General features: G+C 58.4%; 28 protein-coding genes. 14 read left to right on the forward strand and 14 right to left on the reverse strand.

Annotated elements, in window-relative coordinates; all coding sequences use genetic code 11:
• Positions 1-47 precede the first annotated feature (47 nt).
• Positions 48-1211 (reverse strand): M20 aminoacylase family protein, encoded by a 1164-nt coding sequence (locus tag ASB66_RS19020; RefSeq protein WP_060718640.1) that lies wholly within the window; start codon positions 1209-1211, stop codon positions 48-50.
• Positions 1212-1441: 230 nt separating this feature from the next.
• Between ASB66_RS19020 and ASB66_RS19025 the strand changes: the two genes are divergently transcribed.
• Both ASB66_RS19025 and ASB66_RS19030 read left to right on the forward strand, forming a co-directional pair.
• On the forward strand, positions 1442-2488 hold the full coding sequence (locus ASB66_RS19025; RefSeq protein WP_156544740.1) for a D-alanyl-D-alanine carboxypeptidase family protein: 1047 nt from the start codon (positions 1442-1444) through the stop codon (positions 2486-2488).
• A gap of 136 nt (positions 2489-2624) precedes the next feature.
• Positions 2625-3782, forward strand: coding sequence for a CobW family GTP-binding protein (locus tag ASB66_RS19030; RefSeq protein ID WP_060718876.1), 1158 nt, complete (start codon positions 2625-2627; stop codon positions 3780-3782).
• A gap of 24 nt (positions 3783-3806) precedes the next feature.
• Here ASB66_RS19030 and ASB66_RS19035 read toward each other — a convergent pair whose 3' ends face one another.
• The 5 genes from ASB66_RS19035 to ASB66_RS26495 form a co-directional block, all read right to left on the reverse strand.
• Positions 3807-4079: a sulfurtransferase TusA family protein gene (locus ASB66_RS19035; protein ID WP_081089087.1), complete on the reverse strand. Its 273-nt coding sequence runs from the start codon at positions 4077-4079 to the stop codon at positions 3807-3809.
• Positions 4055-5404, reverse strand: coding sequence for a L,D-transpeptidase family protein (locus ASB66_RS19040; RefSeq protein ID WP_060718638.1), 1350 nt, complete (start codon positions 5402-5404; stop codon positions 4055-4057). The genes ASB66_RS19035 and ASB66_RS19040 overlap by 25 nt, the downstream gene beginning before the upstream one ends.
• Before the next feature lie 357 nt (positions 5405-5761).
• Positions 5762-6715, reverse strand: coding sequence for an acetyl-CoA carboxylase carboxyltransferase subunit alpha (locus tag ASB66_RS19045; protein WP_060718637.1), 954 nt, complete (start codon positions 6713-6715; stop codon positions 5762-5764).
• Positions 6716-6923: 208 nt separating this feature from the next.
• A complete protein-coding gene (locus ASB66_RS19050) occupies positions 6924-7922 on the reverse strand; it encodes a site-specific tyrosine recombinase XerD (RefSeq protein ID WP_060718636.1) in 999 nt (332 codons plus the stop codon).
• 36 nt (positions 7923-7958) lie between these two features.
• Positions 7959-8117, reverse strand: a complete 159-nt coding sequence (locus tag ASB66_RS26495; protein ID WP_171431006.1) for a hypothetical protein — start codon at positions 8115-8117, stop codon at positions 7959-7961.
• Positions 8118-8464: 347 nt separating this feature from the next.
• On the opposite strand from ASB66_RS26495, the gene ASB66_RS19055 reads away from it, so the two are divergent.
• Positions 8465-9058: a shikimate kinase gene (locus ASB66_RS19055; RefSeq protein WP_060718875.1), complete on the forward strand. Its 594-nt coding sequence runs from the start codon at positions 8465-8467 to the stop codon at positions 9056-9058.
• Positions 9055-10200 carry a 3-dehydroquinate synthase gene (gene aroB / locus ASB66_RS19060; protein ID WP_060718635.1) on the forward strand — a complete coding sequence of 382 codons (1146 nt, stop codon included), beginning with the start codon at positions 9055-9057 and terminating at the stop codon, positions 10198-10200. Before ASB66_RS19055 ends, aroB begins: the two co-directional genes overlap by 4 nt.
• Before the next feature lie 3 nt (positions 10201-10203).
• Here the strand turns inward: aroB and ASB66_RS19065 are convergent, their stop codons facing one another.
• A complete protein-coding gene (locus tag ASB66_RS19065; RefSeq protein ID WP_060718874.1) occupies positions 10204-10485 on the reverse strand; it encodes a BolA family protein in 282 nt (93 codons plus the stop codon).
• Positions 10486-10619: 134 nt separating this feature from the next.
• Here ASB66_RS19065 and ASB66_RS19070 point away from each other — a divergent pair, with 134 nt between their 5' ends.
• From ASB66_RS19070 to ASB66_RS19085, 4 genes are all read left to right on the forward strand, one after another.
• Positions 10620-11246: a J domain-containing protein gene (locus ASB66_RS19070; RefSeq protein ID WP_060718634.1), complete on the forward strand. Its 627-nt coding sequence runs from the start codon at positions 10620-10622 to the stop codon at positions 11244-11246.
• Between the two features lie 89 nt (positions 11247-11335).
• Entirely contained in the window at positions 11336-12328 is a 993-nt protein-coding gene (gene cobS / locus ASB66_RS19075; protein ID WP_060718633.1) for a cobaltochelatase subunit CobS, read from the forward strand.
• 17 nt (positions 12329-12345) lie between these two features.
• Positions 12346-14247, forward strand: a complete 1902-nt coding sequence (gene cobT / locus ASB66_RS19080) for a cobaltochelatase subunit CobT (protein ID WP_060718632.1) — start codon at positions 12346-12348, stop codon at positions 14245-14247.
• A gap of 35 nt (positions 14248-14282) precedes the next feature.
• Entirely contained in the window at positions 14283-15260 is a 978-nt protein-coding gene (locus tag ASB66_RS19085; RefSeq protein ID WP_411910082.1) for an esterase-like activity of phytase family protein, read from the forward strand.
• A gap of 11 nt (positions 15261-15271) precedes the next feature.
• Here ASB66_RS19085 and ASB66_RS19090 read toward each other — a convergent pair whose 3' ends face one another.
• Complete coding sequence (locus ASB66_RS19090) at positions 15272-15904, reverse strand: queuosine precursor transporter (RefSeq protein WP_060718631.1); 633 nt, start codon at positions 15902-15904, stop codon at positions 15272-15274.
• A 182-nt stretch (positions 15905-16086) separates the two neighbouring features.
• Positions 16087-16377 carry a 50S ribosomal protein L28 gene (rpmB, locus tag ASB66_RS19095; protein WP_015917333.1) on the reverse strand — a complete coding sequence of 97 codons (291 nt, stop codon included), beginning with the start codon at positions 16375-16377 and terminating at the stop codon, positions 16087-16089.
• Between the two features lie 223 nt (positions 16378-16600).
• Here rpmB and ASB66_RS19100 point away from each other — a divergent pair, with 223 nt between their 5' ends.
• Positions 16601-17401, forward strand: a complete 801-nt coding sequence (locus tag ASB66_RS19100; RefSeq protein ID WP_060718630.1) for a DUF3108 domain-containing protein — start codon at positions 16601-16603, stop codon at positions 17399-17401.
• Between the two features lie 26 nt (positions 17402-17427).
• On the forward strand, positions 17428-18312 hold the full coding sequence (gene yddG / locus ASB66_RS19105) for an aromatic amino acid exporter YddG (protein WP_060718629.1): 885 nt from the start codon (positions 17428-17430) through the stop codon (positions 18310-18312).
• 3 nt (positions 18313-18315) lie between these two features.
• Here the strand turns inward: yddG and ASB66_RS19110 are convergent, their stop codons facing one another.
• From ASB66_RS19110 to gloB, 3 genes are all read right to left on the reverse strand, one after another.
• Complete coding sequence (locus tag ASB66_RS19110; RefSeq protein WP_060718628.1) at positions 18316-18882, reverse strand: cytochrome b; 567 nt, start codon at positions 18880-18882, stop codon at positions 18316-18318.
• 83 nt (positions 18883-18965) lie between these two features.
• A complete protein-coding gene (locus ASB66_RS19115) occupies positions 18966-19403 on the reverse strand; it encodes a cupin domain-containing protein (RefSeq protein ID WP_060718627.1) in 438 nt (145 codons plus the stop codon).
• Positions 19403-20173: a hydroxyacylglutathione hydrolase gene (gene gloB / locus ASB66_RS19120; RefSeq protein WP_060718626.1), complete on the reverse strand. Its 771-nt coding sequence runs from the start codon at positions 20171-20173 to the stop codon at positions 19403-19405. The genes ASB66_RS19115 and gloB overlap by 1 nt, the downstream gene beginning before the upstream one ends.
• 126 nt (positions 20174-20299) lie before the next feature.
• Here gloB and ASB66_RS19125 point away from each other — a divergent pair, with 126 nt between their 5' ends.
• The 3 genes from ASB66_RS19125 to ASB66_RS19135 all read left to right on the forward strand — a co-directional run bounded on the left by ASB66_RS19125 (position 20300) and on the right by ASB66_RS19135 (position 23174).
• Complete coding sequence (locus tag ASB66_RS19125; RefSeq protein WP_015917327.1) at positions 20300-21061, forward strand: class I SAM-dependent methyltransferase; 762 nt, start codon at positions 20300-20302, stop codon at positions 21059-21061.
• Between the two features lie 71 nt (positions 21062-21132).
• Positions 21133-22239, forward strand: coding sequence for a histidinol-phosphate transaminase (gene hisC, locus ASB66_RS19130; RefSeq protein ID WP_060718625.1), 1107 nt, complete (start codon positions 21133-21135; stop codon positions 22237-22239).
• Positions 22239-23174, forward strand: coding sequence for a prephenate/arogenate dehydrogenase family protein (locus tag ASB66_RS19135; RefSeq protein ID WP_060718624.1), 936 nt, complete (start codon positions 22239-22241; stop codon positions 23172-23174). Before hisC ends, ASB66_RS19135 begins: the two co-directional genes overlap by 1 nt.
• Positions 23175-23191: 17 nt before the next feature.
• On the opposite strand, the gene ASB66_RS19140 is transcribed toward ASB66_RS19135, so the two are convergent.
• Positions 23192-24151, reverse strand: a complete 960-nt coding sequence (locus tag ASB66_RS19140; protein ID WP_060718623.1) for a DUF2125 domain-containing protein — start codon at positions 24149-24151, stop codon at positions 23192-23194.
• 226 nt (positions 24152-24377) lie between these two features.
• On the opposite strand from ASB66_RS19140, the gene ASB66_RS19145 reads away from it, so the two are divergent.
• Entirely contained in the window at positions 24378-24917 is a 540-nt protein-coding gene (locus ASB66_RS19145) for a gamma-glutamylcyclotransferase (protein WP_060718872.1), read from the forward strand.
• Here the strand turns inward: ASB66_RS19145 and ASB66_RS19150 are convergent.
• Entirely contained in the window at positions 24912-25715 is an 804-nt protein-coding gene (locus ASB66_RS19150; RefSeq protein WP_060718622.1) for a lysophospholipid acyltransferase family protein, read from the reverse strand. The genes ASB66_RS19145 and ASB66_RS19150 overlap by 6 nt on opposite strands.
• Positions 25716-25730 lie beyond the last annotated feature (15 nt).

A 25730-nucleotide genomic window follows, 5' to 3' on the forward strand; every position in this document is an offset into this window, starting at 1 on the left:
TCTCCATACAAAAAGCCGTCGATGAAGCCAAGCCTTTTCCTAGCGGTTCAATCCGCCAACCGTTGTTCGGCAAGCCTGACCCAGTAGGACATGCCGTAGGCGATGGCCTCGTCGTTGAAATCATAGGCCGGATTGTGAAGGCCCGCCGTATTGCCATTGCCGATCATGATATAGGCGCCGGGTCTGGCTTTCAACATGAAGGCGAAGTCTTCGCCTGCCATGGAGGGGTCAACGTCGGTGTTAACATTGCTTTCGCCGACGATATCGATAGCGGCGCGGGCAGCATTGTCGGTTTCTTCAGGATGATTGGCCGTGACCGGGCAGGGGCGCTCATAGATCACATCTGCGTCTGCTCCATGGGCGCTGGCGATGCCAGCAACGATTTCGCGGATCCGGCGCTCTGCCATGTCCTGCGTTTCGTCGTCATGGGTGCGAACGGTACCGGTCAGTTCGGCCTGTTCGGGAATGATATTGTGGGTCGTTCCCGCCTGAAAACGGGTGACGGATACGACGACCGAGCGCACCGGATTGGCGCTGCGCGCCGCGATCATTTGCAGGTTGGTGACGATCTGGGCGCCGATGGCAATCGGATCGATGGCGCGGTGCGGTTCGGCAGCGTGGCCGCCACGGCCCTTGATGGTAATGAAGAATTTGTCTGGAGCCGCCATGATTCCACCCTTGCGGATCGCGAAGGTGCCTACCGGCATGCCGGGCATGTTGTGCATGCCATAGACTTCGGCGATGTCGAAGCGCTCCATCAGGCCGTCCTCCACCATGGCAAGCGCGCCTGCGCCGCCTTCTTCGGCGGGCTGGAAAATCACGGCGACAGAGCCGTTGAAATTGCGGTTCTCGGCCAGATATTTCGCAGCACCCAGCAGCATGGCGGTATGGCCGTCATGGCCGCAGGCATGCATGCGGCCATCGGTTTTCGAGGCCCATGGTTTTCCGGTGATTTCCTGTAGGGGGAGCGCGTCCATGTCGGCGCGCAGGCCGATCACCCGGCTACCATCGCCGCGTCCCTTGATCAGGCCAACGACGCCGGTGCGTCCTAATCCCGTCACCACCTCGTCGACGCCGAATTCCTTCAGTTTTTCTGTGACAAAGGCAGCCGTCTCATGGACGTCATACAGAATTTCCGGATTCTGGTGCAGATGATGGCGCCATTGCCGGACATCGGCTTCCAGTTCTGCGGCGCGGTTCAAGATTGGCATCGGTTTTCCTGATCACATGCGTTTGAACCGGGCAGGTCCGGCTCATTTATCACTCGGTTGCAATTGACGTTGCTGATGGGCTTTGCCATTGGTTCGACATATAGGACATATGGTTGCCCGATGCGAGAGACATTCAGGGTGGCCTGTCCAGTTTCCGGAAGGAGAAGTCATTGTCCGTGCTGCCTCGCCAGATCCGGCGCGCATTTGTTGCCGCTGCTTTGTGTGCCGTCATGCTGCCGTCTACGGTCGCCGCCAACCCTGTGCTGGTGGTCGATGTCAACTCCCTGACAGTGCTGGAGCATCAGGATAGTTTCAAGAAATGGTATCCGGCCTCGCTAACCAAGCTGATGACGGCCTATACGACGTTCAGGGCGCTAAGAGCCGGTGAAGTGCGTCTGGACAGCGTGGTGACACTGAGCGCCTTTGCAGCGTCGCAAGCGCCGAGCAAAATGTTTTTCAAGCCCGGCTCGAAAATGACGCTGGACGATGCCCTGAAGATGATGCTGGTGAAATCCGCCAATGACATCGCCATGGCCGTGGCAGAAAATGTCGGCGGCAGCCAGGCGGCGTTTGTTGCCCGGATGAATGCCGAGGCCGCTCGTCTCGGGATGACATCCAGCCATTTCGTCAATCCGAATGGATTGCCCGCTCCCGGCCAATATTCCACAGCCCGCGATCTTGCGGTACTAGCCGTGACCATTCGCCGCGAATTTCCTGAATATGCAGGCTATTTCAAGATCGAAGCGATTGATACCGGCAAGAAGATCTATCCCAATGTCAACATGCTGGTTGGTCGTTTCGATGGGGTCGATGGTATGAAGACCGGTTATATCTGCGCGTCCGGGTTCAATCAGATCACCTCTGCGACCCGCAATGGCCGTACGCTGATCACCGTGGTGATGGGCGCTGACAGCCTGGCGGCACGCGCCGATATTTCCGCCAATCTGCTCCAGAAATATTTCGATCGACCCAATGCACAGGGCTCGCGCCTTTCGGCACTAGGGCCTGACAGCGTTGACGGTTTGAACGCTGTAAATGACGTGTCTGCCGAAATGTGCTCCACTGAGGCCCGCAAGCGGCGCAGCGAAACCCGCGACGAGACCGGACGGATGAAGCTGCAATCGCCCTATATCCATGAAATGTCCGCGCCGCCGGTGCCAGTCTTTGCTGGCCTCATCCCCGGCAGCGAGCCGCCGGATCCGCCGCCGGCTGCTTCGGGTGCGAAACAGCAGCAGATGGGCGAGGTTCCGCGCCCCACGCCGCGCCCGCAAATGTAATAGGGAGAGCCATGGACCGTGGCGGTCCGTGTTTTCTTTAATATCTCAAGCCTTTGATGCATTTTGACATTCGAAATTCTTCCAAGGCGAGATGCCTGAGCATCTTCGAGCCTTGGCATAAGATGAGGTCATGACCATGGTTGCCCTTGCCGACCGCATTCCTGTTTCGATTCTGACCGGCTTTCTTGGTGCTGGCAAATCCACGCTGCTGAACCGGCTGCTGAAAGATCCCGCCATGCGCGACGCGGCGGTGATCATCAATGAGTTCGGAGAAGTGGGGATCGATCACCTCTTGGTCGAGGCCTCCAGTGATTCCATCGTCCAGCTTTCGGATGGTTGCCTGTGCTGCACGGTGCGTGGTGAATTGCTCGATACACTGGCCGAACTGGTCGATGCCTTGCAGACCGGGCGAATCAAGGCCTTGTCGCGGGTGGTGATCGAAACCACAGGATTGGCGGATCCCGCGCCGGTGATGCAGTCGGTGATGGGGCATCCTGTCCTGTCGCAGTCTTTTCAGCTGGAGGGGCTGGTCACCGTGATTGATGCCGTCAATGGCGAGAGGACGCTGGACAGTTACAGCGAAGCTGTGCGGCAGGTGGCGGTGGCCGACCGGCTGGTGATGACCAAGGCCAGCCTTGCTGATGACGGTGCCGTCGCAAGGTTGAAAAGCCGGATTGCCGGGCTGAACCCACGGGCGGTCGTTGTCGATGCGGAAACATCGGCTGCCGGAGAAGCGGTCATCCTGAACAATGGTCTTTATGATCCGACGACAAAAACGCCTGACGTGGCGCGGTGGTTGCAGGAAGAACAACAGGCCGAGGATCATCGTCACCACGACCACGACCACGACCACGACCACGACCACGACCACGACCATCATCATTCCCACCATCACCATGATGATGTCACACGTCACGGTGCGACGATCCGCTCTTTCTCCATCCTGCATGACGATCCGGTTGATCCGGCGGCTCTTCATATGTTCATCGACCTGCTGCGGTCGGCTCATGGCGAAAAAATGCTGCGGATGAAGGCGGTGGTCGGGCTGAAGGATGATCCGGAGCGTCCGGTCGTCATTCATGGTGTGCAATCGATCTTTCATCCGCCGCACCGGCTGGCAGCTTGGCCAGACCCCTCCGATCGCCGGAGCCGGCTGGTGATGATTACTGATGGGCTGGACGAAGCCTATGTGCGGGACCTGTTTGATGCCTTCACAGGTAAAGTGGCGATCGATCGGCCGGATCGGAAGGCTCTTGAAGATAATCCCCTGGCAGTGCCGGGCATGACCTTTTGATCGGCGGTTATCTCGGACGCTGCTTTATCGGGCGGGCATCTGGTCCGGTTTGCCGATCACAAAGCGGTGACCGGTCGCGGATGCCTCGCTGGACAGCAGGATATATCCGTCTTCCCGGCAGAAATGCGGGATGTCGATGATCGCCAGAGGATCTGTGGTTTCGACAATGAGCCGGCTACCGACTGCCATTCCAGACAGACGCTTTCGCGATTTCAGCACGGGAAGCGGACATTTCAGCCCTTTGAGGTCCAGGATATCTTCGGGCTCCGGAGTCAACGGGCGGCCCAGAATTTCCAGAAGGGTTTTGCCGCTGGCTCAGAGGCTGCATCCATAGCCACCATGCTGGACTGCGGCGGCGGCGCGACCGGGTTTGGTACGGGAACCGGGCCGGTGGCCGGGAGGGCGACAGTTGCCGTCTGGGTTGGATCGATGGTGGCCGGAGCGCCAGGACTCACAGCACCAGCACTCCCAGTGCCAGAGTTCACAGTGCTTGCCGTCTGCGGATCGCTTGGCGCGCCATAGCGACCGGTCTTGGCGGAATTGTCCAGCGATGCGAACAGCGGGGCGGCTGTCGCTGCGGTTTTCCGTGGGCTGATGACCGGATTGGCCGGATCGGCAACCTCGGACAATTTCAACAGCTTGCCAGCCTTCAGTGCCGAGCCTGTCGGCGCATAGGCCAGATCGCGGCCTTTCTTCAGGTCGGCAACCAGAGCCTTGCGTTCGGCTTCGCTTGGATCGTACCAGACCTTGTCCTCATATTTCTTCATGGCCTTGGCATAGTCGCGGCTATAGGCAGAATTATAGGAGGCAAGCGCCGCAGACAATTGCGGTGGTGTGCTCATCGGTGGGCAGGCACCAGCCGCGTTCAGGCTTTTGCCTGCTTCGACCTGCTGGTTGAAGACATATTTCTTGTCGCAAACCCCAACCTGCGGCGGTTGTTTGGTAACTTCGAACTGGTCATAGCCAGCCTTCAGCATCTGCCAGAAGGGCATGTGGGTGCTGTAGCGATGCCGGGCCATGTTTTCGGCAGTCATGCGGAACGGGAAGGCTTGCAATTGTACAGTCTGCTGGCCGCCGCGAAACGCATCGCGCGCAAAGGCATAGATCTCCAGGATCTGGGCATCCGTCATCGAATAGCAGCCGGATGACGAGCAGGCCCCATGGATCATCAGATTGGTGCCGGTGCGATTGTTGACGGCATCGTATTTGTTGGGAAAGCCGGTGTTGATCGCCAGGTAATATTTTGAATAGGGATTGAGATTGGCGGGCGTCAGGGCATAGAAACCCTCCGGTGCCTGCCGGTCGCCTTCCTTCTCTTTCGGTCCCAGTTTCCCGGACCAGGCGCAAATCTGGTAGTCGGCAATTTTCTCGAAACGCCCGTCAGTCTTGGCCTTCCAGATTTCCAGAACGCCTTCTTCCTTGAAAATCCGGATGGCGATTGGCGAATTGCGCTCCATGCCCTTCGCCTTCATCGAGGCGAGGATTTCAGGCGGCAACGGCTGCTCTACCTTGTTGGACACATTGTCCGGCATCTTCTTTTCGCTGACGCTATCCAAGGTGTCGTTGCACCCTGCCAGAAGCAGGGTGGTGGCGATCAGCAGGGCGGCGTTTGAAATGCGCATTGTCGAGCTCAACTGGGTCTCATTGGGGCGAAGGCATTATGTCAGAACAAGGATGCGTGAGCATGTCCTTATCATGGGACGACGAAGCATTGATCATCCAGGCGGGACCATATCAAGTCGGAGCCTGCCGATCCAGTCTCGATCCTTGCCTGAATATGGTTTCTAAAGTGTGAATGGGTGCCGATTGCCTATGGTGGACACTTCCTGCCTCGCCTGAATCACGAAGGTTGGAGTATCCAAAAAGCTTAGAGCGACAGCCCTTGGTTATGACTGTCGCTCTAAGACTTAATTGAAACATTTATGCGGCACATCACCCGCTAGATTCTACGGTCATGAAAGGTGCAGCGTTCTCGACGGTTACAGGTTGCGACCGATATCGAGGAATTTCTGGCGCCGCGCTGCGCGCAGTTCCGCCCCGCTTTGGCCAGACATATCCTTCAGTGCCGCCGCGATGGTTTCCCCGGTGCGGTCGATCACCGTTTCGGGATTGCGATGGGCGCCGCCAACCGGTTCGGGAATGATATCGTCGATAATGCCGAAACCCTTCAGATCTTCCGCAGTGATCTTCATGTTGGTGGCGGCTTCCTTGGCGCGGGTGCTGTCGCGCCATAGAATCGAGGCCGCACCCTCAGGCGAAATCACCGAATAGATCGCGTGTTGCAGCATGTAGACGCGGTTGCCGGTGGCAATGGCGATGGCGCCGCCGGAGCCGCCTTCGCCGATGACCACTGATATCAACGGGGCTTTCAGGTTAAGGCACATTTCCGTCGAGCGGGCGATGGCTTCGGCCTGGCCGCGCTCTTCAGCACCGACGCCCGGATAGGCGCCGGCGGTATCGACCAGCGAAATCACCGGCAGGCCAAAACGGTCGGCCATTTCCATGACGCGGATTGCCTTGCGATACCCTTCAGGCCGGGGACTGCCAAAATTGTGTTTCAGGCGTGACTTGGTGTCGCTGCCTTTTTCCTGGCCGATAATCGCCACCGGGACACCCCGAAACCGGGCGAGGCCAGCCTGAATGGCTGCGTCCTCGGCAAATTTGCGGTCGCCAGCCAGCGGCGTGAAATCGGTAAACAGGCGCGAGGCGTAATCGACGAAATGCGGACGCTGCGGATGGCGGGCGACCTGGGTTTTCTGCCAGGCATTCAGCTTGGAATAAATCTCTTCCATGGCTTCGCGCACGCGGACTTCCAGACGACCGATCTCTTCCGAGGTGTCGATGCTTTCATCCTCACCCTTCAGCTTCTTCAACTCGTGAATCTTGCCTTCGAGGTCGGAAATAGGCTTTTCGAAATCGAGATAGTTGATCATCAGGTCCGTTCCGATCCGTTACTCTATCCTGCTTTACGATGTTGGCTGAGCGGCGACCATCGTAATCCTTGACTATAGTGCCTGATCTCACCACCCATCCTTGATGGAGTGAAACCGTAAATGTCTTCGCAATGCTTGGCCGCATGTCTGTCTTGCAGACAATTTGTGTGCCAACCAAAGGGGCTTAGCACATCGCCTAGCCGGGCTTCTAATCGTGGTTTTTCCTATGTTTTGCAAGAGGGTGATGTGTCTCAACCAGAATCTGGAGCCTTTCTTCGAGCACATGCGTGTAGATTTGCGTCGTCGAAATGTCGCTATGTCCCAGTAATTCTTGCACAACCCGTAGATCTGCGCCGTTTTCAAGCAAATGGCTGGCAAAAGCATGCCTGAGCACATGTGGGGACACCGCATCGCCACTGAGACCGGCACGAATGGCAAGATCCTTCAATTCCCGCGCGAAAATCTGCCTGGGCAGATAGCCTTCGCGGCTGGCGGCGGGAAACAGAAAGCCAATGCCCGATGATTTTCCCAGTTTCGATGCTGTTTGTTTCGACGCTGTTTTTTTCGATGGTGGTTTTTCTGCCTGTTCGATTTCCTTGACCTGCGCATAAGCCTGCATGGCGGCGATGGCCGAGCGCGACAGCGGCACCAGCCGTTCCTTGTTGCCCTTGCCGCGGATCACCAGGAACCTGCCCTCTTGTGCAAGCACATTGGCCGGAAGCGAGACCAGTTCGCTGACACGCATGCCCGTCGCATAGAGAAGTTCCAGCAGCGCCAGACGCCGCAGCCTTTGCAGGCGGTCGGGGCCTTCCAGCTCCGCCTCGGCCTGGGCCAGTGATAGGAGCTTGTCGACATCGGCAATCGACAGGGTCTTGGGCAGAGGTCGGCCCTTTTTCGGGGTATCGAGGATCGAGGTCGGATCGTCGCCGCGCAGTCCTTCGGCATAGAGAAACTTGTAGAATTGCCGAAGCGCCGACAGACGGCGGGCCTGGGACGAGGCTTCGAAACCGCGATGGCTGAGATCGGCCATATAAGCGGAAAGGTCGTCGCCGGTGGCGGCCATGACGCTGACTTGGCGCGTGGCCAGGAAGCCATGCAGATCTTCCAGATCCCGTTCATAGGAAGAGAGTGTGTTGCCCGCTGCACCGCGCTCGGCACTCATCATTTCAAGGAAAGCTTCGATGCGGGCGTGGCCGAGATCAACCATGGATGCTGTCGTTTCTATCGTTTGGTGTCTGTGCCATTACGGTGATGGCTGCTGGGGCTTGATTTGCGCGGCGGGAATGGTTGCGGTGATCTCCCGCTGGCCTGGTTCTACGAAGATAACCAGAGCCCACATCGCCGCATAGATCATGGCCGCTACGGTGGCGATGACGAACAGGAAGCGGAATAAGGTGGGCATGATGACGGCCTCCTGCCTTAAAAGGCATGGTGTACAGTGCCGTGCCTCCCAGAAGAAGCAGTCGAGGTTACTGTAACACTTTGGGTTCTCTGGATGTCGTTTATCTCTTCGGGAAAGATCAGTTCTGCTTTTCCCTCATTGCAACACACATCAGCAATATCGGCTGGAGCCGTTCCTGTTTCAAGATCGAACATGGCAGGTTTTGCTTGATAACACCCTAAACCCCTGGCACTTAAGGGAGGTCACGGGGCATGCAGGTGATTGTTTCTTGTCGGCATGTGCGGCAAGTGCTTGACGTGGCCCCGGCATTTGTCAATAGGGTTGGTAAACCTGTTGCGAAAAGGCTGATGACCCACTCGATGCCCCATGCTGTTCTACCTCTTGCTGAGCGGACCCGCTCGGTGCTCGGGCGTCGAAACCTGATTTTCGTCGGTCTGATGGGGGCTGGAAAATCCGCGATCGGGCGTCTCGTGGCCCAGCAGCTGAACCTGCCGTTCATCGATACCGATACCGAGATCGAGCGTGTGTCGCGCATGACGATCAGCGAATTGTTCGCGGCCTATGGTGAGACGGAATTCCGGGCGCTGGAAACCCGGGTGATCCGGCGGCTGCTCAGGTCCGGGCCGAAAGTCGTCTCAACCGGCGGCGGCGCCTTCATCAATGACAGGACCCGTAGGCAGATCGAGCGTGGTGGCATTTCCATCTGGCTGAAAGCCGATCTGGATGTGCTGTGGGAGCGGGTCAACAAGCGCGATCATCGCCCGTTGTTGAAAACCGAACACCCGAAACAGACGCTGGAAAAGCTGATGCTGGAGCGCTATCCGATCTACCAGCGTGCCGATATTACCGTATTGTCGCGCGATGGGCGCAAGGAAGCCATTTCCGCTGATGTCATGGACGCGGTGATCGCCTATGTCAGCAAAGGCAGGAGCAAGCGATGAGCAGAGAACAGGTATCCGAACGGCCCGAATCCTCAGAGTGTCTTGTCCATGTACCGCTTGGCGACCGCGCCTATGATATCCTGATCGGCGACGGCTTGCTCGGACGGGCGGGCGGGGAGATTTCCACCCGTATCAAGGGCCGCAAGGCAGCCATCGTCACCGACGAAAATGTCGGGGCGCTTTACCACGGCGCGCTGATGGACAGCCTGGAGGCGGATGGCTTTGAAGCCGTGTCGCTGACCCTTCCTGCCGGTGAAAAGACTAAGAGCTTTGAGCACCTGACCAAGGTTTGCGACGTGCTGCTGGAAGCGCGTATCGAGCGCAATGACGTGGTGATCGCCCTTGGCGGCGGCGTTATCGGTGATCTCACCGGCTTTGCGGCGGGCATCGTCCGGCGCGGGGTGCGGTTCGTGCAGATCCCGACCTCGCTTTTGTCGCAGGTCGATAGTTCCGTTGGCGGCAAGACCGGTATCAATGCCAGGCAGGGCAAGAATCTGGTCGGCATTTTTAACCAGCCGGATCTGGTTTTGGCCGACACCGCCGTGCTCAATACGTTGAGCGAAAGAGAGTTTCGCGCTGGCTATGCCGAAGTGGCGAAATATGGCCTGATCGACAAGCCGGAGTTTTTCGACTGGCTGGAGCGCAACTGGCGTGAGGTCTTTGCCGGTGGAGCGGCCCGCACCCAGGCGATTGCGCTGTCCTGCCAGGCAAAGGCCGATGTGGTCGTGGCCGATGAGCGCGAACATGGCCGCCGGGCCCTGCTCAATCTCGGCCACACCTTCGGCCACGCCCTGGAGGCGGCCACGGGTTATGACAGTCGCCGCCTCGTGCATGGAGAAGGCGTCGCCATCGGCATGGTGCTGGCCCATGAATTCTCGGCCCGGCTCAATCTGGCCAGCCCCGACGATGCAAAGCGGGTCGAGCATCACTTGACAGAGGTCGGCCTGCCGACCCATATCAGCGACATTCCAGGCGATATGCCGCCTGCCGAAACGCTGATAAATGCCATCGCTCAGGACAAGAAGGTCAAGGGCGGTCAACTGACATTCATTCTCACCCACGGTATCGGACAGTCTTTCGTCGCCGACGATGTGCCATCTTCGGAAGTGCTGGGCTTTCTGAACGAAAATCTACCCGGCTGATCTCTACCAGCGCGTTACCTCACCGGGCGCTGATGGTTCAATGGCGAGCGCATGCAGGCCGGCATCCAGTTCCGGCTTTAGCAGGTCGGTGACAGCCCGGTGCCGGGCCAGGCGGCTGAGGCCGGTAAAACTGCCTGAGACGATGCGCACCCGCATATGGGTTTCTCCCGTGCCGGTTATATCAGGTTGATGGCCGGCATGGTGGTGGCTTTCATCGATCACCAGCAGGCGCTCGGGCTGGAAGGCCTGTGTCAATTTCTGCTCTATCGTCTGGCGAAGTGACATCTGGTGGCTCTGCATGCGGTGGCGTCCAATTCTGCTGACCAATTCGGGCGTTTTGAGAAAAGCCTCCAAATGGCCAAGAACAATATGATTTGTCAATTCTTGTTGTGAGATGGGGAAAGCCTCATAATTTGCCAATGAAACTCGACTCAAAATATTTCGACAAGATCCGCACGCGCCGCAAGAAAGGTGCGGAACCGGAACCGCCCGTCACCACCTGCCAGTGGGATGGCTGCGAGCGGCCGGGTGCGCATCGGGCGCCGGTGGGGCGCAATGCCGAAGGCCAGTTTTTCCTGTTCTGCTTCGAGCATGTGAAGGAATATAATAAGGGTTACAATTACTTCTCCGGTCTTTCCGACAGCGAGATTGCCCGCTACCAGAAGGAAGCGATCACCGGCCATCGCCCCACCTGGACGGTTGGCGTCAACAAGGCCGCCAAGGGATCGCCCATTCACTCCACCCAGCGCTCCGGCTCGGCCACGGCGCAGGCGCGGATGAGGGACCCTTTCGGCTTTGTCTCGCAAGGGCGCGGCAATGCGTCGCGGTTTGAGCCGCAGGCGCGAAAACTGAAGACCCTGGAAGCAAAAGCCTTCGATGCCCTGGGGTTGACGGGGGCTGCCACCGCCCAAGATATCAAGAGGCGCTATAAAGAGCTTGTCAAAAAACACCATCCAGATGCAAATGGCGGAGACAGAGGTTCTGAAGAGCGTTTTCGGGCTGTTATTCAGGCCTATCAATTGTTAAAGCAGGCGGGTTTCTGTTAATCGAAGACAATATCCGATTGCGTATGCGACCTGATTGTATGCGACCTTGATTGTATGCGCTGGGAGATGCCGCCCGGCTTGGAGAGACGATGAGCAAAATTGACCTTGATATCGCCAACCTGCCCGACACGACAGTTTCCGTCCGGGAGGTGTTCGGCATCGACAGCGACATTCGCGTGCCAGCCTATACGAAGGGCGATGCCTATGTACCGGATCTCGATCCCGACTATCTGTTCGACCGGGAAACCACGCTGGCCATCCTTGCCGGTTTTGCTCACAACCGCCGCGTCATGGTGTCCGGTTTTCACGGTACGGGCAAATCCACCCATATCGAGCAGGTCGCTGCCCGGCTGAATTGGCCCTGCGTGCGCGTCAACCTCGACAGCCATGTCAGCCGTATCGACCTGGTCGGCAAGGACGCCATCGTCCTGAAGGACGGCAAGCAGATCACTGAATTCAAGGACGGCATCCTGCCCTGGGCCTATCAGCACAATGTGGCGCTGGTGTTTGACGAATACGATGCCGGTCGCCCGGACGTGATGTTCGTTATCCAGCGGGTGCTGGAATCCTCTGGCCGCCTGACATTGCTCGACCAGAGCCGCGTCATTCGCCCACACCCTGCTTTCCGGCTGTTTGCGACTGCCAATACGGTTGGACTTGGCGACACGACCGGCCTTTACCACGGCACCCAGCAGATCAACCAGGCACAGATGGACCGCTGGTCCATCGTCACCACGTTGAACTATCTGCCGCATCAAAAGGAAGTCGATATCGTCCTGGCCAAGGTCAAGGGCTTTGCCGCCACCCCGAACGGTCCCGATAATGTGGCCAAGATGGTGCGTCTGGCGGATCTCACCCGGTCTGCTTTCATCAATGGCGATCTTTCGACCGTGATGAGCCCGCGTACTGTGATCACCTGGGCCGAAAATGCCGAGATCTTCGGTGATATCGGCTTTGCCTTCCGCGTCACCTTCCTCAACAAATGCGACGAACTGGAACGGACCCTGGTGGCCGAGCAATACCAGCGCGCCTTTGGCATCGAACTCAAGGAAAGTGCTGCCAATATCGTTCTTGGCGCCTGAAAAGAGACTTAAGGAACATGGCAGGTCGCGGCGATAATTCCCAGGCGAAACCCGGCACGGCGGTCGATACCGAACCGTTGCGCCGGGCGATTACCGGTTGCGTGCGCTCGATTGCGGGCGATGCCAGCGTTGAAGTGGCTTTTGCCAATGATCGCCCGGGTATTGCCGGTGAGCGCATTCGTCTGCCGGAAATTTCCAAGCGACCGACCGCCCACGAACTGGCGGTGACGCGAGGTCTTGGCGATTCGATGGCGCTGCGGCTTGCCTGCCATGACCAAAAAGTCCACGCCTCGATGGCACCTGAGGGGCAGGATGCCCGCTCGGTGTTCGATGCGGTTGAACAGGCCCGGGTGGAATCGATCGGTGCCTTGCGGATGACCGGCGTTGCCGCCAACCTGAAATCGATGACCTCGGAAAAATATGCCAAGGCCAATTTTTCCGGCATCGAGCGGCGCGAGGATGCGCCGCTGTCTGAAGCGGTGGTGATGATGGTCCGCGAGGCGTTGACCGGTCAAAAGCCACCGGAAAGTGCCGGTAAGGTGCTGGATCTGTGGCGCTCCTTCATCGAGGAAAAGGCCAGCAGCGATTTTTCCAATCTGGCCAATGTGATCGAGGACCAGCAGGCTTTTGCCCGCGTCGTGCGGCACATGCTGTCATCCATGGAAATGGCCGAGGATTTCGGCGAGGACCCGGAGCAGGCCGAGCAGGAAGAAACATCCGAAGAAGACCAGCAGCGCAGCGGCGAGGAAGAACAGGAGAACTCCGAGGAGGACGCCGGATCTGAAAGCGCGCCCGCCGATGAAAGCGAATCTGCCGAAGAGCAGATGGACGATGGCGAGATGGACGGCGCGGAGATTTCCGACGACGACATGTCCGAGGAAGGCGACGAGGACAGCGAGACACCCGGTGAAATGCGCCGTCCGGCCAGCCCGTTCGATGATTTCAATGAAAAGGTCGATTACAAAGTCTTTACCGAGGCCTTTGATGAAGAGACCTCGGCGGAAGAATTGTGCGACGAGGCCGAACTTGACCGGTTGCGCGCCTTTCTCGACAAGCAGCTTGCCCATCTTCAGGGCGCGGTCGGTCGGCTGGCCAACCGGTTGCAGCGCCGGTTGATGGCGCAGCAGAACCGGTCCTGGGATTTCGATCTGGAAGAGGGTTATCTCGATCCGGCCCGGTTGACCCGGCTGATCATCGATCCGATGCAGCCGCTGTCGTTCAAGCGGGAGAAGGACACCCAGTTCCGCGATACGGTGGTGACGCTGGTGATCGACAATTCCGGTTCGATGCGGGGGCGTCCGATTACGGTTGCCGCCACCTGTGCCGATATTCTGGCCCGCACACTGGAGCGCTGCGGCGTCAAGGTGGAAATCCTCGGCTTTACCACCAAGGCCTGGAAAGGTGGCCAGAGCCGTGAGCAATGGCTGGCAAGCGGCAAGCCGCCAACGCCGGGCCGCCTCAACGACCTGCGCCATATCGTTTATAAATCGGCGGATGCGCCGTGGCGGCGGGCACGGCGTAATCTCGGCCTGATGATGCGCGAGGGCCTGCTCAAGGAAAATATCGACGGCGAAGCGCTGATATGGGCGCATAACCGGCTGTTGGCGCGGCGCGAACAGCGCAAGATCATGATGATGATTTCCGATGGCGCGCCGGTGGACGATTCGACCCTTTCGGTCAATCCCGGCAATTATCTGGAACGGCATTTGCGCGCCGTCATCGAACAGATCGAGACCCGCTCTCCGGTCGAATTGCTGGCCATCGGGATAGGCCATGATGTAACCCGCTACTACCGCCGGGCCGTGACCATTGTCGATGCGGATGAATTGGCCGGTGCGATGACCGAGCAATTGGCTGGCCTCTTTGAAGACAAGCCTGCCAAGGGCGCGCGTGGCGGTTCGTTCCGCCGGGCAAGCTGAGTGCGCGTGATCCTTTGCTGACCTCCCGCAAAGCCTTGGCTGCTTTCTTCTGCGGCTCGATGTTGGTTTTGGCCGCATCCCCTGCCGTAGGCGAGTCCGCGACGATTGTTAGCCGGAGAATTGAGCATTTCAATCCGGCTTCGGACCAGACCGTGTTCGGCAAGCTGGAATTTCTTGGTGGGCTGGACCTGACATCGTCAGACACTCTGTTCGGCGCTTGGTCCTCGATCCGGTTTCGACCGGATGGCAAGCGTTTCATCGGTGTCCTCGATACGGGCGACTGGATTTCGGGTGAGATCGTCAGAGATGAAAAGGGGCGTCTTGCCGGTATAAACACTGTCTCACTCGCACCGATGCTCGACCGCGACGGTCGCGGCCATGTGTCGAAACGGGCGATGGACGCCGAGAGCCTAGCGATCCGTGGCGACAAGATCTATGTTGGCTTTGAGCAACGCCATCGGATCGATCAATACCCACTCGACGGATTTGAAACGGCCAAGCCGGAAAAAAGCCTGCCATTGCCCTTTCCCAAAAAGGTCCTGGAGAGCAATCGCAGCCTGGAAATGCTGACGGCATCTCCCGCGCAAGGACCGCTTGCCGGTGGCCTGGTGACGATCACTGAGGAGAGCCTGGACGCCAAGGGCAATCTCTATGCTGGCGTGGTCGATGGTCCGCATCCGGGCGGCTTCAAGCTGGTGCGCCGTGACGACTTCGACGTGACAGATGGCGCATGGCTGCCGGATGGCGATCTGCTACTATTGGAGCGCCGGTTCCGGTTTCCAAGCGGGCTAGGAATGCGCATCGTGCGCGTCAAGGGCGACAGCATCAAGCCGGGCGCGCTGGTGGATGGTGAGATCCTGCTGGACGCCGATCAAAGCTTCCAGATCGACAATATGGAAGGCCTGGATGTGGTGGATATGGGCAATGGCGATCTTCGCCTGATCCTGGTCTCCGACGACAACCACTTCATGCTGCAACGGACGCTGATGCTGGAGTTCCGGCTGCTGCCGTAAGGCAGCAGGGGTCAAACCCGCGCAAGCTGGTAGGGCTTCAGCCTGTTCATCAATGCCCCATAGGGCAGCAACATAATCAGTCCGACCAGCATTTTCACGGTAAAATCACCGATGGCCCAGGAGATCCAGCGTGGGATTTCAGGGGAAAACGCCCCAAGCAGCGGCGCCCAGCTTATCGCGAAATCATCATTTGCTCCGATAAAGCCGAAGACCGGCGCAAAGGACAGTGAGAAGAAAATCACCGTATCGAGTATCGAGCCAAACAGCGAACCGGCCAGCGGTGCTTTCCACCAGTCCTGCTGGCGCAGCCGGTTGAAGACGCTGATATCAAGCAATTGCCCGACCAGATAGGCGGTGCCTGAGGCAACGGCGATGCGTGGTTGTCCGGTGACGAAGGACAGCGCCACGCCCACCAGAAAGCCGACAAACACCACTTTGCGGGCCGTGGAGGGGCCGAACTGGCGATTGGTGAGATCCGTGACCAGAAAGGCGACCGGATAGGTAAAGGCGCCATAGGTCAAGAGGTCACCGAGTTGCACGCCCGCCACTTGCCCTGACAGTGGAAACTGCACGAGGATGTTGGAGGCAACCACGACCAGGGTCATGAGCATGCTGTAGACGAAGATGTGACGTGTGATCCGCATTTTTTTATCCTGGGAGATGCCACCAGCTATAGCTCAGCCCACAGTCGGACCGGCCATAACAAGAAAGGGTCGATATGTGCCGCTCAAGCCAAAGACTTTGGCGAGAAACGGCGCAAGCGAAAAGGCTCGAACGTTTTACCGTTCAAGCCCATTCGGTATGTCATTGCTGCGGCTGCCTGATATCAGGCGGCGACTGCGGTCTTCTTGACGATCTGGCGGCGCAGCAGACGAGCGCGCATGCTCAGTTCGGTTTCATTTGCCTTCAACAGGAAGGCATCCAGGCCACCGCGATGCTCGACGGAACGAAGAGCAGCAGCAGAGACGCGCAGACGGTAACGCTGGCCGAGGGCATCGGAAATCAGCGTGACGTCGCACAGGTTCGGAAGGAACTTGCGGCGGGTCTTGTTGTTGGCATGGCTTACATTATTACCCGACTGGACGCCCTTGCCGGTCAATTCGCAACTGCGGGACATGATGCACCTATTCTTATTGGCAGTCAGAGAGCTTTCCGGGCAATAACCCAGGGCGCAATCCAACGCGGTCTGATTGGAAAGTTGCGGTTCTATAGTCAGCTGAAGCCGCCCCGTCAAGACAAACCTTGGCAAAAGGGCGGATTTATCGACGCTTCGGCTATGGTCTTGCCATAGTGAACGTCATAAATGAAGGGGTAACAGACATTGGAGCCATGGTGTCGCAATGCGTTTTAAGCTTGTTCGTAAACTGTCTTTTCTGCTGGTCGCCCCTGTCGTGCTAGGCGCTACGCTGGTCTGCGCCAGTGGCTCTGCCTTTGCAGGGGAGACCTATCGCAACGAATACCGCGTCACCCTGCTTGGTCTGCCTGTCGCCCGTGCCACCTTCGTTACCGAGGTCACCCGTCCTGGCTACACCATTACCGGCACGATTTCGTCGGCGGGCATTGCCAATGTCTTCACCAGCCTCGATGCAAAGACCAAGGTGACGGGACAGGTGGCCGATGACAAGCATTTGCAGGCCAGCAATTACAATCTGGTCTATACGCGGGGCAAACGGACGCGGGTCTATGATGTGCGCTATGCGGGCGGCAATGTGGTCTCCACGACCATCACCCCTGAGCCGAACCGCAACAAGGACCGCTGGATACCTGTGAGTGCCGGGGATCTGCGCTCCGTGCTCGATCCGGTCGGCGGCCTGACCCTGCCCGACGATGGCAAGATCTGCTCCCGGACCCTGCCGATTTTCGATGGTGAAAGCCGGTTGGACCTGGTGATGTCGCCAAAGGGCAGGAACAAGTTTACCGCGGGCAATGTTTCCGGCGAGGCGATCGTCTGCTCCGTGCGCTATGTGCCGAAATCCGGCTTTAACAAGGGCCGCAGCGATATCGAATATCTGCGCAGCGCCAACGATATGGAAATCTGGTTTGCCAAGACCGGAACCATGTCCTTATATGCCCCTGTCTATGCGCGGGTGCCAACGCGGGTGGGAACGCTGTCGATCACTGCGACCCGGTTTGGCGCCTGATCAGCAGTTAAATAATTGAGGGGCGGATGAAGGTTCGGGCAACGCTGATCGGGTTTTCGGCCATCCTGATGTGGTCTTTTCTGGCGCTGTTTACGGCAGCGTCTGGAACCATGCCGCCCTTTCAGCTCTCGGCCGTCTGCTTTGCCATCGGCAGTCTTCCCGGCATTGCCACCTTTATTGTCAGGCCGGAGCGGCTGAAACTGCTGAAACAACCGGCCAAGGTCTGGGTGGTCGGGATTGCCGGCCTGTTTGGCTACCATTTCCTCTATTTCACGGCACTGAGAAATGCGCCTGCCGTGGAAGCCGGGCTGATTGCCTATCTCTGGCCGCTGTTGATCGTGTTTGGATCGGCGCTGCTGCCGGGGGAAAAGCTGCGCTGGTATCATATGGCGGGTGCAATTGCCGGGCTATGCGGCACCGTGCTGATCATCGGCAAAAACGGCCTGTCCTTCGATCCAGCCTATGCGATGGGCTATGGGGCGGCCCTGCTGTGCGCCTTGACGTGGTCCAGCTACTCGCTGGTGACGCGCCGGTTCGATGCGGTGTCCACCGATGTGGTGACCGGCTTCTGCCTTGCCACGGCACTGCTGTCGCTCGTGTGTCACCTCTGGCTGGAAACGTCTGTCTGGCCGGATAGCGCCAGCCAGTGGCTTGCTGTGGCGGGTCTTGGGCTGTTGCCGGTCGGTGCGGCCTTCTACGCCTGGGATTACGGCGTCAAGAACGGCGATATCCAGATTCTGGGGGCAGCGTCCTACGCCGCCCCGCTGCTATCGACGCTGGTACTGCTGGTTTTCGGTTTTGGTGAGGCAAACCTGCGCATTCTTGGCGCTTGCGTGCTGATCACGGGTGGTGCGGCGCTAGCTGCAAGCGGCATGTTTCGCCGCAAGACAGCCATCGAAGACGCGGCTTGACGGCTACCTGCCGGGCATCATCTTCATCAACACACCGTCCTTCAGCACGATGTGATGGAAAATCGCCGCAACGGCATGAAGCGTGGCAGCGCCGATGATGATCCAGGCGAGGAGAGAATGCATGTCACCGAGCAGATGGCGATAGTCAGGCGATATACCGATGAGATCGGGAATGGAAAACAGCCCGAAGAAGTCCACGGGCTTGCCCTGCGACCAGCGCCATAGAAAGCCGAGGGAAATCTGCGCGGCAAGCCCGAAATAGAGCAAATAATGCACCGCTTTGCCCATCAGGCCCAAAACGCCTTTTTCTTCTTCCGGCAGGGTTTTGAGACTGGCGATGCGCCAGATGAGCCGCAGCACAAACACAGCGAAAAGTGTAATGCCAGCACCATAATGCACAGCCTTCAGGCCATTGCGCAGCGCACCGCCTTTTTCCGTAAATTCCCAGATTTCCGCCGAGAGAAACAGGGTGAGCGCCAGCAGCGCGGTTGCCCAATGCAGCCAGATTATGCCGCTATTATAGCGCGTCCCGCGCCGGACGGTCTCGTCAAAAGGTGTATTCATCGTCATGGTGCCACTCCAAAAAATCGGATTTTGCAGCGCAACAAAACGTTTTATGCTGACAGGCGCCTGAAGCCCACCGGTATGCCTGGTTATCGAAGCGGCTGACCCGGTTTCCAGCCTGAAGGCGCCATTTCGAAAGTGTCGAAGGTAAAGCCAGGCGCGACGGTGCAGCCCACCAGAGTATAATCCCCAAGGCTTTCCGCCGCCTGCCAACTGAGCGCTGGAATGACGGCCTGGGGGCGCTCGCCGCGCACAAGGTCCGTGCCCAGAACCAACGTTTCCACCGTCATGCCATCGTCGCAGCGATAGAGCGCCAACGGCGCGCCCGCATAATAATGCCAGACCTCGGCAGCGTCCTTGACCCGGTGCCAATGGGAGCGTTGACCCGCTTGCAGCAGATAGTAGATGGCTGTGGAATGTCCACGCTGGCCGCCACCCTTGCTGTCGCGGAAGGTTTCGCTGTACCAGCCACCTTCTGGATGGGGCTGCATGGCCAGCGCTGCGATGATCTCATCGGCACCGGCCATCAGAAATTGTCCTTGCGCTTGCGGATTTCGGCAAACACCTCTTCATTGCTCTTGCTTTCCATCACCAGGTTGCGGCGGATTTTTGGATCGGCCACCCGCAGGAAGGGATTGGTTTCCTTTTCCAGAGACATGGTGGTGGGAATGGTGAACTGCCCTTGCGCCCGCATCGCCTCGATGTCGCTGGCACGGGCTTGCAGCCGCTCATTGTCCGGGTCGATGGTCAGGGCGAAGCGGGCATTGGCAAGCGTGTATTCATGGCCGAAATAGATGGCGGTTTCATCCGGCAGCACTGCCAGCTTTTGCAGGGAATGCCACATGTCGGCAGCAGGGCGTTCGAACAGCCGTCCGCAGCCTAGCGCAAACAGTGTGTCGGCGGCAAACAGCAGTTTGGCGTCTGGAAAGTGATAGCAGACATGGCCTGCCGTGTGGCCTGGCGTTTCAATCACCTGGACCCGGTGCGGTCCGAATAAAAACTCTTCCCCATCATACGCAGACCGGTCCAGACCCGGAATGGCGACAGCCTCGTTGACTGGACCGATGATCTCACAGCCATATCTTTGCTTGAGCGCCAGATTGGCCTCGACATGATCATTGTGGTGATGGGTGGTGAAGATATGGCTGATCTGCCAGCCGCGTTTTTCGGCAGCGGCCACGATCGGACCTTCCTCCGGTGCATCGATGGATGCGGTCAATCCTGTCTCAGGGCAATGGACCAGCACGCCGTAATTGTCGGTGCGGCACGGGAAGATTTCGATATCCGGGCTTTTCATCGGGGTGACCCTTTGGCTTGGCGGTGGCGATTACAGGGGCTTGGCAGTGGCGATTGCAAGGCGATTTGAGGAGAATCTAGTGCCTGGGGCCTTGATGTCCAACAGCCTGCTGCTAACAATTGTGCCATGCATGTGGATATAGTCGATCTTCGTCAGTTCTATCACACCATGCTTGGCCATGCTGCCGAGCAATCCATTACCATGGCGCTGTCGTCGCTCTGGGCGCGGCTGCCGGAGGAGCGGCTGGTGGGGCTGGGCTATTCGGTGCCGTACCTGGATCGGTTTCGGGCCGATACCGAACGCACATTCGCCTTCATGCCAGCCGGACAAGGTGCCGTGAACTGGCCTCCGGGTGAGCTTTCGGCCACGTCGCTGGTGTTCGATGAGGAATTGCCGCTGCCGGACAGTTCCATCGACCGGGTTCTGATGGTTCACTCCCTGGAGTTTGCCGAGAATCCACGCGAAACGCTCAAGGAAATCTGGCGGGTTCTGGCGCCGGGCGGGCGGTTGGTCATGGTGGTACCCAATCGTCGTGGGGTCTGGGCGCGGATGGAGCATACGCCTTTCGGCTCCGGTCGCCCCTATTCCCGGGGCCAATTGACGGCATTGCTGCGCGAGACCAATTTTACCCCTGGTGCCAGCACCGAGGCATTGTTTTTCCCCCCATCGAAGCTCAGAACCATGTTGAAAATGCATAGCGCTTTCGAGCGCTTCGGACGCATGCTGTCACCGGCTTTTGCTGGTGTTATCGTTGTCGAGGCGCAAAAACGGCTCTATCAGGGGTTGCCGGTTGCCATGCGCGCATCGCGGCGAGTATTTGCTCCGGTTTTGAGCCCGCAAGGCGTGCCAACCACACGCCAGACCCTCTTGCCGCCCTCGACAAAATAAAGGTTCCGGGTTACTTGCGTAAATTATTTGAACCGGATCAGGTTCAAGGTCAGAATCAGGAAATCGCGTCAATGAGCAGCACCATGAACCAGCCCGTTCCACGCCCGGGAATCCTCGATATTGCCGCCTATGTTCCCGGCAAGGAACATGCCCCTGGCGTTGCAAAAGTGTTCAAGCTCTCATCGAACGAAACGCCGCTCGGTCCGAGCCCGAAAGCCATTGAGGCTTTCAAGGCGGGTGCCGCCAATCTGGAGCTTTATCCCGATGGCCAGGCCGTGAAGCTGCGCGAGGCGATTGCCAGTGCGCACGGGTTGAACCCGGCCAATATTCTTTGCGGTAATGGTTCGGACGAGTTGCTCGGCCTGCTGTGCCATGTCTATCTGGGCACAGGCGATGAGGCTGTTATCACCGAGCATGGCTTCCTGGTCTATCGCATCCAGATCATGGCGGCAGGCGCGACACCGGTTACGGTCAAGGAGCAGGATTGCCGCGTCGATGTCGATGCCATTCTGGCGGCGGTGACCGACAAGACCCGGATGGTGTTCATCGCCAATCCCGGCAATCCGACGGGAACCTATGTGCCGGGTGCGGATATTCGCCGTCTGGTCGCCGGCCTGCCGAAACATGTGCTGCTGGTGCTGGATGCTGCCTATGCCGAATATGTTCGCCGCAACGATTACGAAGCCGGGCTGGAAATCGTTTCTGAAAACCGCAATGTGGTGATGACCCGCACCTTCTCGAAAATCCACGGGCTGGCAGCGCTCAGGATCGGCTGGATGTATGGTCCGGCTGCCATTCTCGATGCCCTGAACCGGGTGCGCGGGCCGTTCAACATGAATGCTCCGGCGATTTCTGCGGGCGCCGCTGCCATCCTTGATCGTGATTTTGCCGATAAGGCGGTGGATTTCAATCTCGAGTGGCTGGACCGGCTGACGGAAGCCTTCGATGGCCTCGGCTTGAAGGTCACGCCGTCGGTCACCAATTTCCTGCTCATTCATTTTCCTGATGTCGACGGAAAACGTGCGTCCGAGGCGGATGAATTCCTGACCAGCCGTGGCTTTATCCTGCGGGCGGTCAAGGGTTATGGGTTTGCCAATGCCCTGCGCATGTCTATCGGCACGCCCGAGGCCAATCTCGGCGTGATGGATGCCCTGACCGAATTTATGAGCAAGCCGTGATGACCAGCATTCAGTTTGATCGGATTGCACTGATCGGCATCGGCCTGATCGGCTCTTCCATTGCCCGTGACGTGCGTGCGCTTGGTCTGGCGCGCGAGATCGTCGTCTCAACCCGGTCTGCCGATACCCTGCGGCGGGCCGAGGAATTGAAGCTTGGGGATCGTTATACGACGTCGGCTGCCGAGGCGGTTGCAGGGGCCGATCTGGTGATCGTTTCGGTGCCGGTCGGGGCGTCCGAAGCGGTGGCCATCCAGATCGCGCCGCATCTTGCGCCGGGAGCCATCGTCACAGACGTGGGGTCCACCAAAGCCTCTGTTATTGCGCAAATGGCGCCGCATATGCCGGATCATGTGCATTTCATTCCGGGCCATCCGCTGGCTGGCACGGAGAAGTCTGGCCCCGATGCCGGTTTTGTCGGGCTGTTCAATGGACGCTGGTGCATTTTCACACCGCTGGAGAATACGGATCAGCAGGCGATAGACCGGCTCAAGAGCTTTTGGGAAGCGCTGGGCTCGCGTGTCGATGAAATGGACCCCCAGCACCACGACAAGGTGCTGGCGATTGTTTCGCATCTTCCCCATATCATCGCCTATAATATCGTTGGCACGGCGGACGATCTCGAAGCGGTGACGGAATCGGAAGTCATTAAATATTCGGCCTCCGGTTTTCGCGATTTTACCCGTCTGGCGGCGTCCGATCCCACCATGTGGCGCGACGTCTGCCTGCACAACAAGGATGCCATCCTGGAAATGCTGGCGCGGTTTTCAGAAGACCTCGCCTATCTGCAACGGGCGATCCGTTGGGGGGAGGGCGATAAACTGTTTGAGCTGTTCACCCGCACCCGCACCATACGCCGCTCGATCATCGATGCGGGCCAGGATGTGGACGTGCCGGATTTCGGCCGTCACGGGCTGGATGGCAAGACGAACGGATAGGCCGTTTCGCCGCCGGTTCAGATTGGTGGGATATTGCCAAGCGGGATGAAGCCCAGCACCACGACGCCATTGGTGATCTGAAGTGTCACCTGGCCCTGATTCTGGCCTAGGAAAACAGCTTTCAATCCCTTGGCGGCCATCCGGGCGATGTCCTTGGTTTCGGGATAGGCGGCAATCACCAGATCGCGCCAGGCATCGACCTTGCCGATTTCCAGCTTGAGCGTACCGTTGGCAAGGCCTGCATTGTCGATTGAAATCGGTCCGCTGGCGGTGATCGTGCGGCCCTGGCCCATATCGATCTGCAGATTGCGGATGTCGCCGCTTAGACCTCGCAATTGTATGGGTTCCGGATGTTCTATATCGAGGGCACCGGCCTGGCCGAGCAATTTCACATCCAACTGTGCTGCCATGGGTGGCAGGTCGGGGTTGCGGTCGTCCTGGCCAAAATCCATGTCGGTCAGCAGCGCGGTTCCCACCAGGTCCTCGCCATCGCGTTGCAGCCGTGTCCGGCTCTCAGTGGCATCGATCCTCAGAACCCGGCCGGATAGGGCATCGGTCAGATTGGCCTGCAATTTCTGGATCACGCTTGATGACGAATCGACGCCGTTCATACCCAGCGACAGGGTGGAGCGAAAGCTGTCCCACTGAAAAGCACCAGCAAGCCCGGTGGAGGTTTGCAGAATGGCTGGCCCGTCGATTTCCCATTTGATCTTGCCGGGCCGGAAAATTTCCGCCGATGACCGGAAAGCGCCTGACGAGCCGGAAATGCCGTTGCGGCTGTCGTTGACCGATACCTTGGTGCAATTCAACCCGATATGCAGTGGAAAGCCGCTCATCCGCATTCCGGGGCAATCGAGGGCAGAGGCCAGCGGATTATCGCCGTCAAAGGCATGTTCGAGTTTTGTCGTGGCGTAATTGGCAGCGGCGAACCAGCCTGCGGTGTAGACGATACCGAGCAGGACAAGCACAATGCCCACCAAGAGAACTCGCGATCTCTTTCTGGGTCTCTTCGTCCGGCTCGACATGGCCATGCGCTTCTCCAATTGTCTTCCATTTTGCCCAGCGGTCACCGAGGCGACTTTTGAGGCACCAGAGCCCGGCACCGTTTATCAGTGCAAAGACTGCTGTAAAAATTCATTTCTGCTGGATAATTTCAACCCGAACCTATCAGAATTCGGCCATGAGACAGCAGGAGCCAGCATTATGACCAGCGATATGGACGAATTTTGGGTGTTTGGCTACGGATCTTTGATGTGGAATCCAGGCTTTGTTCATGAAGAACGGCTGGGTGCGAGGGCGCATGGGTTTCGCCGCTCGCTTTGTGTTCGGTCCTTCGTGCATCGCGGCACCGAACAGGCGCCCGGCTTGGTTCTGGGGCTGGATCGTGGCGGCTCCTGCCATGGTGTGGCTTTTCGTGTCAGTCCGTCGTCATGGCCGCAAACGCTCGACTATTTGCGAGCGCGGGAACTGGTGACGATGGTCTATCAGGAAAAAGCGTTGCGGTTGCAATTGTCTGATGGGCGCCGGGTGCTTGGCGTTGGCTATGTGGTGGACCGAAACCACCGCCAATATGCGGGAGCGATTACTGTTGAGGAGGCGGTACAGGTTACCGCGCAGGCCAGCGGCCAGTCGGGTGATAACCGGGCCTATGTCGAGAATACCGTGGAACATCTCCGCAGCATGGGCATCCGCGATCATTGGCTGGAACAAGTGGTCAAGGGGCTGAACAAACCTGCTTTATGACGGATTCTGAGCCGGTTCCTGCGCCCGTAAGGTTTCGAGGCGCTGTCTTGCAATCTGCGGCAGGGGGAGGTCCGGATTGGTCTGGGCAGCCTCCCGCAGCAGCGCGTCGCTTGCTGTCTCCAGTTCACTTGTCAGTTTTTCAAAAAAAACATCCGGCTTCATCCCCGGTTGGATAGGAGGCAGGATGCGGATCTTGTAGTGGCCGGGATAGCGCATGACGCTGCGCCGTGGCCAGAACAGCCCGGCATGCATGGCAACCGGCACGACCGGCACATTGAGGTCGCGGTAAAGCCTGGCAATGCCGAATTTGTATTCGGGATCGGCGCCGGGCGGGCGTCTCGTACCCTCGGGATAGATGACCAATTGGCGACCGCTACGCACTTCCACGGCGGCGCGTTGCATGACCTTGACCATTTCCTTGCCGCGTCCACCGCGATTGACGGGAATCATGTTCTGCTTGGCGGCATACCAGCCGAAGAACGGAATCCACATCAATTCCCGCTTGAGGATATAGACCGGATCGTCCAGCCAGGGCAGAAGCGCATAGGTATCCCAGAAGGATTGGTGCTTTGGCGCGAGGATGTAGCCGGAGTCTGGGATATTCTCCAGGCCTTCAATTTCGAATGTCGTGCCTACCACGGTTTTCATCAGCCAATGACTGAACCGTGCCCATGTCTTGGGGACGGAATAGGCAATTTTGCGCGGCAAGATGAAATAGATCGGCGCGGCCAAGACCATCCAAAGGATCAGGCAGGCATAGAACAGCACGTTGAAAACATGGGACCGCAAAGCAAGCATGAAGATATTCCGCCG

The sequence above is a fragment of the Gillisella vitis genome, from assembly GCF_001541345.2.
Classification (GTDB): Bacteria; Pseudomonadota; Alphaproteobacteria; order Rhizobiales; family Rhizobiaceae; genus Allorhizobium; species Allorhizobium vitis.